Annotated in this window: 11 protein-coding genes; 4 read left to right on the forward strand and 7 right to left on the reverse strand. The window is 53.2% G+C overall.

The annotated features are described in order from the left end of the window. Positions 1–30 precede the first annotated feature (30 nt). Positions 31–918: a sugar phosphate isomerase/epimerase family protein gene (locus tag KOR42_RS01260; RefSeq protein ID WP_146509950.1), complete on the forward strand. Its 888-nt coding sequence runs from the start codon at positions 31–33 to the stop codon at positions 916–918. 45 nt (positions 919–963) lie between these two features. On the opposite strand, the gene KOR42_RS01265 is transcribed toward KOR42_RS01260, so the two are convergent. The 6 genes from KOR42_RS01265 to KOR42_RS01290 form a co-directional block, all read right to left on the reverse strand. Next, complete coding sequence (locus KOR42_RS01265) at positions 964–1,512, reverse strand: flavoprotein (RefSeq protein ID WP_146506813.1); 549 nt, start codon at positions 1,510–1,512, stop codon at positions 964–966. An 82-nt stretch (positions 1,513–1,594) separates the two neighbouring features. Further along, entirely contained in the window at positions 1,595–2,380 is a 786-nt protein-coding gene (locus KOR42_RS01270) for a ferritin-like domain-containing protein (RefSeq protein ID WP_146506814.1), read from the reverse strand. Positions 2,381–2,474: 94 nt separating this feature from the next. Beyond that, a complete protein-coding gene (locus KOR42_RS01275) occupies positions 2,475–3,797 on the reverse strand; it encodes a BBP7 family outer membrane beta-barrel protein (RefSeq protein ID WP_146506815.1) in 1,323 nt (440 codons plus the stop codon). A gap of 650 nt (positions 3,798–4,447) precedes the next feature. Further along, entirely contained in the window at positions 4,448–5,182 is a 735-nt protein-coding gene (locus KOR42_RS01280; protein WP_146506816.1) for a hypothetical protein, read from the reverse strand. 79 nt (positions 5,183–5,261) lie between these two features. Further along, positions 5,262–6,278 (reverse strand): flotillin-like protein FloA, encoded by a 1,017-nt coding sequence (gene floA / locus KOR42_RS01285; RefSeq protein WP_146506817.1) that lies wholly within the window; start codon positions 6,276–6,278, stop codon positions 5,262–5,264. 85 nt (positions 6,279–6,363) lie between these two features. Further along, positions 6,364–7,617 carry a GspE/PulE family protein gene (locus KOR42_RS01290; RefSeq protein ID WP_197440759.1) on the reverse strand — a complete coding sequence of 418 codons (1,254 nt, stop codon included), beginning with the start codon at positions 7,615–7,617 and terminating at the stop codon, positions 6,364–6,366. Positions 7,618–7,712: 95 nt separating this feature from the next. Here KOR42_RS01290 and KOR42_RS01295 point away from each other — a divergent pair, with 95 nt between their 5' ends. Both KOR42_RS01295 and KOR42_RS01300 read left to right on the forward strand, forming a co-directional pair. Beyond that, positions 7,713–9,098 carry a family 16 glycoside hydrolase gene (locus KOR42_RS01295; protein ID WP_231740572.1) on the forward strand — a complete coding sequence of 462 codons (1,386 nt, stop codon included), beginning with the start codon at positions 7,713–7,715 and terminating at the stop codon, positions 9,096–9,098. A gap of 302 nt (positions 9,099–9,400) precedes the next feature. Continuing rightward, positions 9,401–10,819, forward strand: coding sequence for a hypothetical protein (locus KOR42_RS01300; RefSeq protein WP_231740573.1), 1,419 nt, complete (start codon positions 9,401–9,403; stop codon positions 10,817–10,819). Positions 10,820–11,001: 182 nt separating this feature from the next. On the opposite strand, the gene KOR42_RS01305 is transcribed toward KOR42_RS01300, so the two are convergent. Then, entirely contained in the window at positions 11,002–12,477 is a 1,476-nt protein-coding gene (locus KOR42_RS01305) for a dicarboxylate/amino acid:cation symporter (protein ID WP_146506821.1), read from the reverse strand. Between the two features lie 228 nt (positions 12,478–12,705). On the opposite strand from KOR42_RS01305, the gene KOR42_RS01310 reads away from it, so the two are divergent. After that, a complete protein-coding gene (locus KOR42_RS01310) occupies positions 12,706–14,013 on the forward strand; it encodes a glucose-1-phosphate adenylyltransferase (RefSeq protein ID WP_146506822.1) in 1,308 nt (435 codons plus the stop codon). The last annotated feature ends 157 nt before the right edge of the window (positions 14,014–14,170 follow it).

Below are 14,170 nucleotides of genomic sequence, written 5' to 3' on the forward strand. Positions count from 1 at the left end.
CCTGAGTTTTGAGATTGATAGGAATTTATAATGGATCAGACTCGCCGCGACTTTGTGAAGACTGCAGCGATCGGTGTGGGTGCAACCGTGTTCGGAGGAAGCCCACTGACTCAAGCAGCTGAAGAAAAGCGTCCTCGTCGGAATCAGGGGAAAATCTTCAAAGCAGACAAAGGGGGCGGAATCGGGTCAGATGAAAAGGGGATGATTGAGAAGCTCGAACAATATCAGAGTCTCGGATTCGATGGGCTGGAAGGAGCGAGCCCGGGGATTCCCGACTTGAACGCATTGAATCGAGCGATGAAGCAGACAGGTATGCCGGTTCATGGCGTTGTCGACATGGTCCATTGGAAGCAGCGACTTTCTGACCCGGACCCAGCTGTCAGGGAAATTGGGCGAGCAGCGTTAGAGCAGGCAGTTCTTGATTCGAAAGCGATCGGCGGAACGACAGTTCTGCTTGTTCCAGGAAGAGTGGCCGGAGAGAACGAAACTCACGACGACGTTTGGAAACGATCGATTGTGGAAATCCGAAAGGTTGTACCCGTCGCCAAGCGAGAGAAGATCAAGATTCTCGTGGAGAATGTCTGGAACGGATTCTGTGAGACACCGGATGAGTTTCGAGATTACATCGACGAGATTGACAGCGAATGGGTTGGGGTGTACTTCGACATCGGGAATGTGCGGAAGTTCGGGAAGCCGGAAGACTGGATTCGGATCCTCGGCCCGCGGATTGGAAAACTCGATGTGAAAGACTGGGGCGTCGAAAACGGATTCTGTCGTCTTGGAGAAGGTGACGTTGACTGGCCTGCGGTTCGGGAAGCACTCGCCGAGATCAACTACACGGGCTGGGCAACTCGTGAAGGACGTGACAATTCGCTTGAAGATACAGCGAATCAAATGGACATTCTTCTCGATCTTTAAGAACGTCACTCCCGCATCTTCGGGGGCCTGACGCGATTTCAAACCCTATGAGAAGGCGGCTTCCAATTCCTCCCGAATTGCGGAGGGAGCCGCCATTCTTCCGGGACCGACGGACTGACAACTCAGCCAGCCGGCATCTGGTCCGATGATTCGGATGCCGTCGTCTTGCAGCTGCTGAATGTTTCTCTGAACAGCTGGCTTCGACCACATTTCGTTGTTCATCGCAGGAGCAACGTAAACTGGACAAGTGACCGCCAGAGACAAGGTGGTGAGTTGGTCGTCAGCGAATCCATGAGCGATTCGCGCAATAGCATTAGCAGTCGCGGGTGCGATCAAAAACAGTTCAGCCCGGCGAGCCAGCCCAATGTGTTCACCGATAAAGTGTTCCTGCGGGGAAAACAGTTCGGTGTAGACCGGTCGACCGGTTAGCGCTTCGAATGTTGTCTTTCCGATAAATTTCAGCGACGATTCGGTCATCACAACTGTCACTCGTGCCCCGGCTTGAACGGATTGGCTCACGAGGTCTGCGACCTTGTATGCAGCGATGCCGCCACTGACGCCGACGAGAATTTCTCGATCCTGAAGTGATGACATGTTCATTCGCTGCTGTGTTGGAAAGTCCGATGAGTGTGTCGTCTGTTTGACGGTGGAAGTGTAGGCATCGGGTCAGAGAGACTCAATCGGTGGATTGCTCAAGGCGGTCAATGAATTCTTCGGTCATCCCGGAATCAAGTCGAGCCTGCCTTTGAAACTCTTCCCCTTTGGCTTTCGAAGGACGTAGTGGCCAGTGGAGGTGTTGTTCGAATGCTTCCCAGTCGGAGAGATGATCGGGCTTGAGCTTCCGAAGCCAGTTGAGACCAAAGGCAACGTGTTCGATTTCGTCGTCATGAATCTTTCTCATGATCGTGGCGCTGCGTTGGTCGTCGACCGCAAGGAATGCTTGCTCGAGTTCGAGAGTATGATCGAGATTTCGTCCTTCGAAAACGAGAGGAAGCCCCGCGAGATAGTCGACGATCGATTCGAACTGCATCGCTTTCTTCCAGATGTAGCAGTTCACCGGAAGCTCTCCGAAGTTTATTCCCAACTTCGCTGCGCGTTCGGAGTGCATGCGAGTATGTCGCTGCTCATCTTTCATGATCTCAACGATTCCCATTCGGAAATCTGCCGGAGCTTCAGGAAAGGCAAGCAGCGTCCACGCCATGACTTCGAGAGCTTGAAGTTCATGGTTCGCCAGAATGTGATGAGTAACAGCCCGTTTCTTCGGATCGGAGAGAGCGCCCGGTGCTGGCATTTTGGGAGCGGCTCTGCGCGGAGCAAACTGAAGATTTTCCGGCCGAGTTGGCTCGGGCACTCGCAAGGAGTGGCCGGGAGCCAGATCGGTCATCGGTTCTGTGACAGGTTGCAGCTTGTTCTGAAGATCGGAACTCAGCAAAACCTCTTCAGCAAAGCGTCGAATTTCCATCGTGCCTCAGGTCGTCGTAATTGCTCTGGAAACGAATCTGTTGTTTTCGCTTCGTATCATTGACGCCTGAGGCTGGAATTGCGAGTGCATCATCTTACTGAAAGGCAAGTTCCACTCCGAGGACGAGTCCGTGGGCGTAGAAGTTGTCGACGGAATCATCAATAGTGATCGCAGGAGGATCACTCGTTCCGGCTGCTGAGTTGTAGTAGAGGCTGTCATAGGCTCGTGCATAGCCTCCCCCAACGAGGAGTTCGTATGCGATGAACATCGACAGATGCTTGGTCGCCTGGCACTTGGCCGAGACTGAGAAGTCAAAGGTGGGAGCGAATCGAGTTCGGGCGTCATCGAGATTCCGAGGAGTTTCGTCAGCGGCGAACAGTTGTCGCGTTGCGAGTTCATTCTCGATGCGATTCACCCCAAAAAGAAATTTGGCATCCGTCGCCAGAGTGAGTCGTTTGATCTGCGAGACGAAACGAACCCCGACTTGTGGTCCGAACACATGGTTCTGTGTCTGCGAATCAATTCGGTGATTGAGCACGGTCCCAGGTTCCGGAACGTCCTGCCCGGCGATCAGAAGATCTTCACTGAGGTTGATGTACTGGATACCGAGGATTGGTTGGATTTCAATCCCAACGTTCGGAGTGATGGGATTGCAGACCATGTTGAATTCAGTTCCCCAAACTCGTGTGGCCAGCGAGGCTCGATAGCTTTCGCTGAAGAGAATCATCGTGGAGTTGCTCAACTGTCCTGCTTCGAGCAAAGTCACAGCCCCGATCTGGAAATCGTTGAGGCCGGGAACAATCATGTCGTTGAAAGGCACAACTCGTTCGACTTCCTCAGCTTCTTCCAGAATCCAGATGTTGGCTTCCAGTTCCCCAATCGACATCGGAACTCCCATCGTGAGGCGGGAGCCATTGAGTCCGCTGTGTTCGGAGTCTCCGATCTTGGGGACGATGACAGTCGTAAATGGTCGCAAACCAGTGACCCGATCTTGAGCATTCAGGCGATGACTCCGATCATTTCCTGACAAGTCGAAAGGTCCGTTAATCGGATCCGGAAGAACTGGGGCTCCGAGGCGAGTATTGTCTCCGCCGATTCCCCAGTTGAGGTAGTCATAGCGAATCCAGGTATTCCGAAGAGTCGATTCGATGAGCAATCGAGAATTGGAATCTCCCCGATAGAAGTCGCATCGCTCTTTCGGGAAGAGGTCGGCATAAAGTGGTGAAGTGGGCGGACAGGCTTCTCCCCCTTCCCAGTATTCCGGTGGGGGTGACCCCATCGGATATTGCCCTGGAGGCATAGCCTCTCCGTGGCTGACTCCGTAGGCCTGCGGAGGCATCCATTGGTCTTGAGCGTAGCCCAACATCGGAATCAGTCCCGAAATGAGCAGAACTTGGGCAGTCAACCAACGAGTCATAGTGTCGATCCTGATCGCATCTCGAGCGGGTGAAGCTCTTCGAGGACTGTCAATGTCGAAAACCCGTTGGGAATCCAAATCAGACAGCCAATCGGCCTTACGGCTTTCCGTTTAGTGCTCTCTCTTCAAAGAGTGAGAATGGCAACCGACCGGTCGCGCATCAGCACTCCGTATCCTTGATATCGGTCAGCATGGGGTGAGAAGTTAGGAGAACTTTACGGAATTTACCGATCGCAACAGTCCTGACGGATTTGCATCGCTGAGATGACCATCAATTCGCTCGCCTTCAATCGCGTCTCTTTCGCATTCGTCTTCACGAACACACAACGGAAATGCTGCAATCGGTGAGAGAAACACGCTCAGGTGGGTGCCGAGAGTCCAAGGAATTGGCCTTCAGGTCACCGAGTCTTTACTGAATCAACGACTTCGCGAAGCGACGAAGTCGGAAGGCGATACCAAGAGAGACGCGGTAAACCCGCGACATTGGGCAGATCAGGTCAACGACACTGGCCGAAGAAGATTGCAGTTCGGTCTCCACGCACCTGTTCGAGGTCATATCGAAGGGGCGACGGGTCCGATTCCTGCGGCGGAATGCGTTCGGACACAAATTCGTTGACGCGGAGAAAGGCTGAATGCGCTTTCTGCCGACGTCAGATGCTGTCCCGATTTCGCAAAGCTGCTGGCGGAGAAAGAATCTCGTTCAGAAGAATGGCGTTCTTAATGCCATCCTTGGATCGGAGAAGATTGCCGATCAAATTTCCCTGCGAGCGAGCATTTCGGGTCGTCGCAGCCAGTCCGATTTGACCAGTCGAGTCACTTCGACCAGCGGAGAAAACGCTAAGATGTTCAGCGACCGATTGATCAACCGCGTGGGGCAGATTTTCCTGCTTGCGGGAGGGTTTCTTGGTTTCACTTTGTGCACGTCGTTCAGAGATGTCAGATTGAGAAGTCCGCCGTCGTGACGGAGTGTTCTGTCGAGACTGCGGTTGCTGAGCGAGCGGTTTGGTTGGCGGAGGTGTTGCCTTCTGCTGCTGTTGCTTTGTTTGTTCTTCCCAGATTTCGCGTCGGGACCGACGTCGTTTGGGGGGACGTCGCTTCGTTTGTCCAGGCTCCGCAACGACTTCGACATCGTCGGTTTGCCCCTGCTTGCGGTCGTTTCGCTGGTTTCTCGCTTGATTGAGAAACTGGTCGATCTGATTCTGGGTTTTCCGTTTGACTTGTGCCTTGGGCCGCTGACCGCGTCGGTTCGGGGGATTGGCTCCCCCTTTTCCCTGAGACTGGTTGATGAGATTGACGACCCATCCAACGAACGCGATGAGGAAAAAGACCACACCGAAGAAACTTTCGATGTCGGCCAGAATGGCAATATTTGCGGAATAGTGCATGTGTTCCCCTCAACAATGGCTCAACCGTCACCGGAGTCTTCAAGGACCAGCGACCGAAGTATGATAGCCGATCGCGTTATTATTGATCTGCAGGAGGGGCGACTTCATCTCCCATCCCGGCAATCGACGCTCTCATGGATGTATCGGCTTGAACATTCTTGAGTTCATAGTAGTCGAGGAGCCCCAGTTTTCCTTGACGGAATGCAGCTGCAATCGCTTCCGGCACGTCAGCTTCCGAAAGCACCACTTCCGCCCGATTCTCCTGAGTCTTCGCGACCATCTCCTGCTCTTGTGCAGCGGCCGCCGCTCGTCGTTGTTCGGCACGAGCTTGTGCGACTCGCATGTCTGCTTCTGCCTGATCGGCTTGAAGTCGAGCCCCGATGTTGTCACCAACGTCGATATCTGCGATGTCAATCGAAACGATTTCGAATGCTGTTTGCGCTTCCAAACCCTGATTCAACACGGTTTGAGAAATTCGATCGGGGTTTTCGAGGACCTGTGCGTACGACTCCGTTGAACCGATGGCTTGAACAATCCCCTGTCCGACACGAGCAATCACAGTCTCTTCGGTCGCTCCACCGATCAGCTGTTGGATGTTTGTGCGGACGGTCACGCGGGCACGTGCCTTCAGCTGAATTCCATCAGCAGCAACGGCATCCAGCGTTCCAGCATTCTTCCGAGGATCTGGGCAGTTAATGACTTTTGGATAAACGCTTGTCCGAACGGCGTCGAGGACATCTCGTCCAGCGAGGTCAATCGCTTGAGCCACTTGCCAGTCCATGTCGATATTTGCTCGGTGAGCCGCAATCAAGGCCCGAATCACGTTCGGAACGTTTCCGCCAGCGAGGTAGTGAGCTTCGAGCGCCCGCGTGGAAATGTCGTATTGATCCGTCAGTCCCGCCTGAACAGCCATAATCTTGCTGCGGACGATGACGCTGGGGTTCACCTTCCGAATCGACATCATGACCAGGTTCGCCAGAGAAATCTTAGCCCCGGTCATTTTGCACTGAATCCACAGGCCGAAATATCGCGCCAGGATAGCCATTATGATCAGAACGACTATCGCCCCGAAAATCAGGCCAATGATCCAACCCATCTGAAGATCCTCGTCTCTGCGTTACAGTTTCTTGCTGTGGAATCGTAACTTGTGAATTTATATGTACTTCTGCGTACATGTTTCGTCAAGGGTCGGGAGAGATTGGGGAGACATTGTCGATTAAAAAGACACGCGGACCCAAGACGCGTGCACACTCCGATAACGTCGTCTCGCCCTGTTCAACGGCAGAGCGGGCCCTTTGGACCAATGAAATCATCCCGGATTTGTCAGCGGCGGAATGAATTTCCCGAGAATCGCTGCGTTCGAGGATTTCACGGCTGATCGAAGCTGTCTGCGGCCGCAGAAATTCAGCGATCGCAAATCGTCCGGAAAATCCCAAACCATTGCACTGGGGACAAACGTCTTGCCCGTTTTGTCGACAGTCGCACACGCGACGCAACAATCGTTGGGCGAGAACTCCCATGAGGGCGCTACGAAGGACGTATGGCTCGACATCCATGTCCGTTAGTCGGCTGATGGCTTCGGACACAGATGTCGCATGAAACGTCGACAGGACGAGATGCCCGGTGAGCGCCGCCTGAAACACGATTTCGGCGGTCTCACGGTCGCGGATCTCGCCGACGAAAATGACATCGGGGTCTTGGCGCATGAGTGACCGGAGCCCGAGTTGATACGTTAACCCGGAATCGGCTTTGACCTGTGACTGAGAAATTCCCGAGATTTCTGCTTCGACCGGATCCTCCAGCGTGCAAATGTTTCGAATCCCGAACGTCGAATCCTGTAACTCTCGAAGGAGAGCGTAAGCCGTAGTGGTCTTTCCTGAGCCAGCCGGGCCACAAATCAGAAACAACCCGGAGGTCTCCCCGAGTGCCTGTTGAATTCCATTGGTGACGTCCTCGGGAAAGCCAAGGTCGCGGACGTATCGAAACTCATCGGACCCGATAAAAAATCGGACAACTGCCTTTTCACCATGCAGAGTCGGAAAAGTGCTGACTCGAATTTCGCTGAAATCACTTTGCAGTTGCGCGTTCTTCGCCTTGACACGTCCTTCTTGCGGGACATCGGTTCGATAAGTCAAAAGACCAGAAATGACCTTCAACCGTGAGATGACGTTGACTGCGAGTGGCACCTTGGGGCCGGGCTGCAAGACTCCGTTGATTCGAAACCGGCTGACGAGAACTCCGTCCTGAGACTCCGGGACGAGATGCAGATCACTTGCTCCGAGTTTTTCCGCAGAATCAATGAGCAGATTCACAGCTTCGACGGCAAATGTCTCGCGAGAATTCAGAAGTTTCTCAAGTGTTTCCTCGAGTTCTGCAAGCACAGGAGATGCTGGAGCGAGCGGCTTTTCGCCTTCAATTTCGGTTCGTTCGGACATCACAGTGCCAAAACCCATTCAAGTTTGAACATGCAAGACAAACGGACTTCGGCAAACTTCGCCGACACTGGTTTCGTCTCCGTACGCAGCACCAAATGCTCGTGCGGGAATTTTCGTTCGCTGATACAGTTCTCCTCTATCCTAATGCGGTGACTGATTCAATTCCCACTCAGAAAGCTTGTGGGTTCATCGAATCCGGCTCCGCGACTCAATTCCGACCTCTTCGCAACCAGGAACTGACCGCCGTGGTGATTAAGAAATCTGTGATCTGTTTAGGTTTCGCATTGTCAGTTGCTACGGGAAAACCAGTCCTGAGTGATGAGCCGAATTCCGCTCAGCCGACATATTCTGGAGAAAACACGAAATCCGCCGAGTTGCGTCCGGTTTCTCCTCCATCTCTCGCGCCAATCGATCAACTCGGAGAAAAATCGGAGCCCGGTCCGTCGCTGTTACGTGTTCCAGATGGGGCATTAAAACCGCCGTTGTCGCCGCCGAATACCAAACCCGGTGTGGCATCAACTGTTTCTCTCGACAGCGCCAACACAGCCCGCGAACCCGGATTCGAATCGTTGCTGCCGGGAGAGGACCTTGAAGGCTGGACCGTACAGGATGGCCGATCGGAAGTCTGGTCTCGTTCGGGGAACATGGTTTCTTGCCGTGGACTCGGAGGAGGATGGCTCAGAACAGATTCTCAGTACAGCGATTTTCATGTGAAGTTCGAATATCGCCTGTCAGCAGGAGGCAATTCGGGATTTGCATTGCGAACTCCGGAAAGCGAGAACCCATCTTTTGCCGGAATCGAGATCCAGTTGCTCGACGACTCCGCCGAAAAATACGCGGACCTTCGTCCCACACAATATACAGGGAGCGTCTACTATCAGGCTGCTCCGCAAAAACGTGCGCAGCTGAACCCCGTCGGAGAATGGAACGCCTGTGAAATCATCTGCATGGGTGATGCGTTGACCGTCATCGTCAATGGCGAGACCATCAATGACGTCAATCTCGCGACCGGACCACTCGACGAAAACGGCAAAGCCCCCGAGATCTGGCGGCTGTCTCAACGCCCTCCCCTCGGTCACTTGGCGCTGCAGAGTCATTCAACGCCGGTAGACTTTCGAAATCTCCGAATCAAGGATCTGACCGTTCCAACGGACTCTGGAGTTCGGTTTGTGGAACTTGAAGATGGCTCTGGCGATGCTGTCGATCCTGCGGAAGATTCCGTCGTTTCGGTCCATTATGCGGGCCAACTTGGCGACGGACGACGGTTTTCGGACACACGGAAGCTGGGCGAAGAAGTCACAGTCGCTTTGGATGAAGTGATTCCGGGCTGGAAACATGGCCTTTCCGGGATGAAAGTCGGAGGTCGGCGGCGTCTGATCGTGCCGCCTGAGATGGGTTATGGGAATCAGGGGGTCACGAACTTGATCCCACCTGGGGCAACTCTGGTTTTTGAGGTCGAATTGCGTGGCATCCAGCGTTAAATTAAAAACAACGACAAGTTCCGATTTGTCAATCGGAACTGAGTTGATGCATTAGTCTTTGCATTCAGGGATTTCTGTTCCTCTCATCAGAGAGGGGCTGTGTTGAGGTCAATTGTTCATCTTATCCCCTTTCGTCCTCACAATTCTTGCAATGCGGCTGATTGATTGACTCGATTGCAATTCGAATGCGACTGTCGTCGTAGAACTCAAATCATTCCGGATCGGAATCTTTCGTTGCGCCGTGAAGCGGTTCCTTCTCCGACAGGAACTCCGTGAATCCGAGCAATTCAAGGGAAGCCAGTATGACTCAGGTGAAAGAGACCCCGTGCCCCGATTGCGGGGAAATGGTCCGCGTGAATTCGTTACGCTGCTGGAACTGCGGCGCCTTCATGAACAAGGGAATCGAAGAGAAATACATCGCTCTTCAAGCGAAGCCTCAAGAGATCATCTACAGTCAGATGCCCGACAATGAAGTCGCTGCCATCGACGATGAAGATGATGACTTCGAACTCTCCGTTCCCACCGACAAAAGCGAAACAAACTCAATCGCTGATTTGGAAGACGCTTCCGCTCCTCAAGAGAACGAAGCGAAAGAGAACGCGGACGCAACGCGCCCCTCGTCTCACGATGATGAGCATGCCGGAAGTGACGATCTGCTCGACATCGCTTTGAAGGACGAACGCGAACTCCAGAAACGTCGCAAAGAACGAAGTCAGCGCGGCGGAATGAGGACTCCCGGCGGCGGAATTCTGATTTTCTGCCCGTACGGATGCCGAATCGAAGTCAAGGAAGATCATCGCGGGATGCAAGGCAAGTGCCCCAAATGCAGCGCCCCGTTCATCGTTCCCGTCGATCCTCCGAAGTACAAAACGAAAAAGTCTGCGGAATCGCAAGGTGAAGCTGTCGTGGACAGTGCCGGTGGCTTTGACGTCTGGCTGACAGACTTGCATCTGCACAAGGTGAATCCTGAAAAGCTGAAGTTGAAGGCAGACAGTCTTGCGAAAGACTTTGTCCCGGCTGACTTCGCATTCTCTTCGGAGAAGATTCTTGCGGCCGTTTTCGGAAAGAAGGCCGGAAAACTCTTCGGCGGTGGCGGCAAAGACGACCCCCGATCGATCTTGAAAATGCAATTGCAGGAAGGCAAAGCAATTGCCGATCTCGATCTCGCCGAGAAATTCGAATTCGATTCTGAATCGCTGAAGCAGCTGAAAGTCGTTCAGCCGACTGCTTCGCGGGCCGATTCAATTTTCCACGGAATTCCTGTCTTCGGTGAAGGTCGCATCGCGATCCAACTTCCCCATGTGGGCGACAGCAAAGAGATTCAATACGTCTCTTTGGGAATCACGCAGTTCTGGGAGTTTCGCAAGGCACTCGAAGAGAAATTCGGAATCGCAGACTTTGGCGGGGACGCCGGAATTCCGATGGAACGCAAGTATCTTCCTTACCGATGCCAGTTCATGGAGACCCAAATCAAGGCATTGGACAACCTCGAATTCTACAAAGCTGACGATTCCATCGAACTCGAAGTTGTCGGCTTCCAATGTGGAAAATGTCAGACAACTGTCAGCACACAAGGTCGCGATCAACATCAACTTGGTGGAAAGACTGCCAAGGGAATCGCGAAAGCGAAGTGTCCGAAATGTCAGAACAAGATGGGTGAAAACCTGCTTTATGATATCAAGGAACCAACCGCCGAAACTGCTGAGACCGCTCGTTCCTAGAGCAAGTTGCTCTTTCCTGTGCAGTCCAATGCGAACAGGGTTGCTCCTCACGGGGCAACCCTGTTTTCGTTGATGGACTTCTTTCGAACCTCTTTGGAGAATCACGCACGCGAAGATGCTCGGTCGCGAAGATGATTCATCTCAAACGCAGTCGTACCAATCAAAGCGTTATGCTCACCGCTTTATTGTGAAGCCTGCTCGGGCTCAATGGCTGGTTCCACGCTGTTTGGTTCCACAAATGCTGTCTCCACAATAGCGGCTCCGCATGCGTCTCCGAACACATTGACGGCGGTTCGAAAGCGGTCGAGGAACCAGTCGACTGAGAGAATCAACGTCATGTACTGCACTGGAAGCCCCACAGCGGTCAAAACGATGACCATCGTGACAAGTCCCGCTTCCGGAATCCCGGCGGCGCCGATCGCCGCCAGAGTTGCTGTGACCGCGACAATAATCTGCTGAGTCAACGACAGGTCAGCCCCCACGACTTGTGCAATAAAGATGGCAGCGACCGCCTCGTATAATGCTGTTCCGTCCATGTTGATTGTCGCTCCGAGCGGAAGCACAAAGTCGACGGATCGGCGAGACACACCAGCTTCATCAACTGCAGATTCCATCGTCACCGGGAGAGTGGCTGAACTGCTGGCAGTCGAAAACGCGGTGAGAATCGCTTGAGACATTTGCAGCATGAATTTGTAAGGATTCCGTCTCGTGAAGACCCACAACAGCACCGGGAGTGTCAGAAATGCGTGCACACCGAGTCCAAGGAGAACTGTGATCGTGTAGCCCCAGGTTCGTTTGAGTTCCAGAAAGAATGTTCCAGAGACATTGGCTTCCCCGAATCGGGCAGCAACAAGACAGAAAATCCCGAGCGGTGCGAACTTCATGATCAGCAAGATAAAGGCCATCAATGCCGAATTGATTTGATGAATCAGGTCCGTCACCAGTGAGACTCGGCTTCCCATCGTGGTGAGAAGCCCGGCGAAGACAAGCGAAAAGACAATCAACGGAAGTAAGTTCGTGTTGACCGCTGAATCGAAGAGGTTGTCGGTGAACATCATCAGAACGAGATTTTCGAGGATCTCGCCGATGCCCCGTTCTTCGTCCTGAAGGTATTCATTGTCGTTCAAGGCTTCCGCAACGTCGTGATCCTTGACTCCAATATCTTCCGCCAGTGTCGCGTAAAGTCGAGCTTTGACCGATTCTCCCTTGGAGTCCACCTGTGCGAGTGAGGACTGGTCCATAGAGTCGACACCCGGACTCATCACATTGACGAGAATCAAACCTGCGATCACGGCGAGAACGGTGGTCGACAAATAATAGACGACAGCAGCAAGTCCCGGACGGCCGAGCTTTCGAACATCACCAAGACCGAGAATTCCGCTCATCACGCTCGACATGACAAGCGGCACAACGAGCATTTTCAAGACGCGAAGAAAAACCTCTCCCCCCATCTCCAACGGGATGAGCCAATAGCTCGCGCGGCCCTGAATGAGGGTGAGGTACTCCGCTGAGCCGGGTTCTGCGTCTCCAGAATTGAGACCAATCGCCATCAAGCTCGGCAGCAACAACGCGAAAACAATCGCTGCGACAATCGCTAAAGCGATCCAGAGCGTCAAACGGTGGTCACCTCGTTTCAACGAATTTTCGTTGTCAGACATAGGGCACATTGCTCGCAATTGACGAAGAAGGAACTAATTGAAAATGAGAAAACTCTCTTTTCACTCATCCATGATCAGTTCGGCATCCTAAGCCGTTTTCGCGAAAGTGACAATTAGGATTACGATTTCAAAACACCAATGAATTGGACTCGCGTTTCTTTCGGGAGTTCGACAGAATGGCCATCGGAATCATCGATCAATCATCTCCTAAATGACTTGAGGTCTTACATGAACAACGTGGTCTGCTTCGTCCTCGGTGGAGGAAAGGGGACTCGGCTCCAGCCACTGACATCCGAGCGTTCGAAACCGGCCGTCCCAATTGGAGGAAAGTACCGGTTGATCGATATTCCTATCTCCAATTGCATCAACAGTGGAATTCGCCGGACGTACCTTCTCACACAGTTCAATTCTGTCAGCCTTCATCGGCATGTGCGGCAGACCTATAACTTCGATCCGTTCAACGGCGGGTTTGTCGAAATACTGGCTGCCCAGCAGACCAACGATGGGGCGGACTGGTATCAGGGAACGGCAGATGCCGTTCGCAAGCAGGTTCGGTATCTGCAACAGTCAGATATTGAGTATGTGCTGATCCTCTCCGGAGATCAGTTGTACCGGATGAATTTCCGCGAGATGCTCGATGTCCACAAGTCGAACAACGCTGACGTGACGATTGCGACCCTCCCAATCGATCAAGAGAAGGCGGCATCTTTCGGGATCACACGACTCGACGAGAACGGAAGAGTTTGCGGTTTTCTGGAGAAACCACAGTCGCAGCAAGAACTGGATCACGTCAAAACGTCCCCCGATTGGATTGACCAGCAAGGGATTGAAAGCAACGGGCGTGAGTATCTCGCGAGTATGGGGATCTACCTGTTCAATCGAGACACACTCGTTGATGCACTTCTGAAAACCGACTACGAAGACTTCGGGCGTGAAGTCTTCCCAGCTTCGATTCGTGCCAAGCACGTTCAGGCCTACCTCTTCGATGGATACTGGGAAGACATCGGAACGATCAAAGCCTTCTACGAATCCCAGTTGGAAATGGCATCTTCGACTCCGCCATTCGAGATGCACAAGGCAGAATCGCCGATCTATACGCGGCCCCGCTTCCTGCCTTCTACACGAATTGACAACGCAGAGATCAAAGAGAGTTTGATTTCCGACGGCTGCGTCATCGAGGGAACCTCAAAGATCACACACAGCCTGATTGGCTTGCGAAGCTACATCGGCAAGAACGCCACGATCACCGGTGTCGTGCTCATGGGAGCCGATTTCTATCCGAGAGATCCGAGAGGAGCGACCAAGAACGCTGCCGATCCTCCTATCGGAATCGGTGAGGGAACCATCATCGAAGGCGCAATCGTCGACAAGAACTGCCGGATTGGAAAACAGGTCGTGATCCGCAAACCAAGCGGATGCCCTGAAGATGGTCGCTGTGGGCCCGTCATCGTTCGCGACGGCGTGATCGTCGTGCCTCGCGGAACAATCCTGCCGGATGGCTGGAAGCTGGACAACGTCGAGCCCTGCAAATTCTAAAATGTTCGTTTTGAGTCCACCTGAACGGGTGGACTCTTCCTCTTTTTGGTAGAGCGTTTCGCAGGCTTCATTTGCGCAACTCGAGTCGGATTGCACGAGAACAACTCCGAGTCTGCGAACGCATCCGTCACTCTATCGAAACTTGCATTCGAGTCCG

This window comes from Thalassoglobus neptunius, assembly GCF_007859735.1.
In the GTDB taxonomy this organism is placed as follows: domain Bacteria; phylum Planctomycetota; class Planctomycetia; order Planctomycetales; family Planctomycetaceae; genus Thalassoglobus; species Thalassoglobus neptunius.

Coding starts and splice junctions, on each gene's coding strand:
- KOR42_RS01260 (WP_146509950.1), top strand. CDS start 31: ATGGATCAGACTCGCCGCGACTTTGTGAAGACTGCAGCGATCGGTGTG.
- KOR42_RS01265 (WP_146506813.1), bottom strand. CDS start 1,512: ATGTCATCACTTCAGGATCGAGAAATTCTCGTCGGCGTCAGTGGCGGC.
- KOR42_RS01270 (WP_146506814.1), bottom strand. CDS start 2,380: ATGGAAATTCGACGCTTTGCTGAAGAGGTTTTGCTGAGTTCCGATCTT.
- KOR42_RS01275 (WP_146506815.1), bottom strand. CDS start 3,797: ATGACTCGTTGGTTGACTGCCCAAGTTCTGCTCATTTCGGGACTGATT.
- KOR42_RS01280 (WP_146506816.1), bottom strand. CDS start 5,182: ATGCACTATTCCGCAAATATTGCCATTCTGGCCGACATCGAAAGTTTC.
- floA (WP_146506817.1), bottom strand. CDS start 6,278: ATGGGTTGGATCATTGGCCTGATTTTCGGGGCGATAGTCGTTCTGATC.
- KOR42_RS01290 (WP_197440759.1), bottom strand. CDS start 7,617: ATGTCCGAACGAACCGAAATTGAAGGCGAAAAGCCGCTCGCTCCAGCA.
- KOR42_RS01295 (WP_231740572.1), top strand. CDS start 7,713: ATGCTCGTGCGGGAATTTTCGTTCGCTGATACAGTTCTCCTCTATCCT.
- KOR42_RS01300 (WP_231740573.1), top strand. CDS start 9,401: ATGACTCAGGTGAAAGAGACCCCGTGCCCCGATTGCGGGGAAATGGTC.
- KOR42_RS01305 (WP_146506821.1), bottom strand. CDS start 12,477: ATGTCTGACAACGAAAATTCGTTGAAACGAGGTGACCACCGTTTGACG.
- KOR42_RS01310 (WP_146506822.1), top strand. CDS start 12,706: ATGAACAACGTGGTCTGCTTCGTCCTCGGTGGAGGAAAGGGGACTCGG.